Annotated in this window: 2 protein-coding genes and 1 pseudogene; 1 reads left to right on the plus strand and 2 read right to left on the minus strand. The window is 59.7% G+C overall.

The genetic code is table 11. From position 1 onward, the window contains the following. A pseudogene (locus ACKOED_RS14190) lies at positions 1-526 on the plus strand (IS5 family transposase); the annotation flags it as partial. A 24-nt stretch (positions 527-550) separates the two neighbouring features. Here the strand turns inward: ACKOED_RS14190 and ACKOED_RS14195 are convergent. Beyond that, complete coding sequence (locus ACKOED_RS14195) at positions 551-805, minus strand: hypothetical protein (RefSeq protein WP_408917263.1); 255 nt, start codon at positions 803-805, stop codon at positions 551-553. Between the two features lie 2 nt (positions 806-807). After that, a partial coding sequence (locus tag ACKOED_RS14200; RefSeq protein WP_408917264.1) for a WD40 repeat domain-containing protein occupies positions 808-1,673 on the minus strand: 866 nt, incomplete at its 5' end.

A 1,673-nucleotide genomic window follows, 5' to 3' on the forward strand; every position in this document is an offset into this window, starting at 1 on the left:
GCACGGCGCCAAGCAGCGTCCAGATGATCGACTCCACCATCGTCCGCGCCCACCAGCACGCATCGGGCGCAAAAAGGCGGCTCATCAAGAGAGTATTGGGCGCTCGCGAGGCGGCCAGACGACCAAAATCAATCTGAGAACCAATTCTATTGGCCTGCCCATCGCGGTCATTCTGTCCAGCGGCGAAACATCGGATTACAAAGGGTATGAGCCCTTGATGTTGAAACCGGGACCAAAACCAAAGGTGTTGATCGCCGACAGGGGCTACGATAGCGATGCCATCCGCGAGGATCTGATCGCCAGAGAGGCGGAGCCGGTCATTCCAATGCGCCGGAACCGGAAGGCACAAGACAAAGTCGACAGCGCAATCTACGCACTCAGGAATCTGATCGAGCGCTGCTTCAACAAACTCAAGAACTCCCGTAGGCTTGCAACACGATACGACAAGACAACAGAAAGCTATCTCGGTTTCGTTCGCATCGCCTCAGCACGCCTCTGGTGCAGACACTTTGTCAACACGACCTAGTTACAGGCTGCCGCTCGCAATTCGTCAGAGCTGAGAACAAGCTGACACGACATCACTCCGGCTGACCTTGTTGATCGGCTTGTGGATCATGTGCGAGGTCGTCGGCTGACCCTCGCGAAAGATGAGAATCACTGTCTTCACGGGCGGACATCCAGGTTCCGTGCAGGCGACTTCGCTGATCGAGACTGAGGCGCCCGGTCCGATGCATTCAAAGCACCACAGGCGCACTCGCTCCTTCTTCACATCACCGATGAATGAAGCCGCCTTCTTGATCCACATGGCTATGGGTTCGCGAACGCGTGGATTTCAGCGTGACCGGACTGCGTACCGGCGGCGAGCAAACGCCCAGACCGGGACCAGGCAATAGCCGTCACCGCCGAGTTCCGGATGTCCCCCAGATCAATCTCGGATCCATCATCTGACCGAATAAGCTTGAGTTCTCCCCGCTGACAACCCGCTGCGAGGATGTTCCGCGCCGGATGCCAGGCGAGTTTCGTGATGCCGGCCGCAAGGAATCCTATCTCCTCCGGCCTTCTGTTCCAGGGGCCACCACGATCAAAGGGCCAGAGCACTGCCACGGGCGCGCCAGCGGTTGCCAGCCGCGACCCTGAAGCGTTCCAACTCATGGACCCGATCTTGCCCGGATAGCCAGACATCCTCATGTTTGCGCCATCGGACAAGCGCCAGCCATGCAGTTCCCTCTCCTGCATAGAGGTGACGACCGTGGTTCCGTCAGGAGACCATGTCACGGAGAGATGACTACCCTTCCACTCGAGTTTGCGAACCAGATTCTCCTTCTGCTTCACGAGCCAGAGCAACACACCGCCATATTGCACGACTGCGAGCCGCCTGCCCCTGGGGTCGAAGCGGATGTCAGACGGGGTTGAGGCGCACTCGAGTTGCTGCAGCTCGCCCCCCTGACCGCGCCTGTAGCACGCGCGGCCGGCGGTCCACGCCAAATCCCCCGCTGGGGAGGACGCCACGGCGTCGATCCATTTGCCGGCATGATGGCAAATCAATTCCCCGGAGCCATCAACGCTGGACAAGCGAACCTGCCCATCATCGCCGCCACTCAGAATCCCGCGCGGTCCCGAACATGCCGCCAGGATAGCGCCCTTGTGAAGTTGCCGCCGGCTCTCACTGAAAC

Source organism: Aestuariivirga sp., assembly GCF_046093005.1.
In the GTDB taxonomy this organism is placed as follows: Bacteria; Pseudomonadota; Alphaproteobacteria; order Rhizobiales; family Aestuariivirgaceae; genus Aestuariivirga.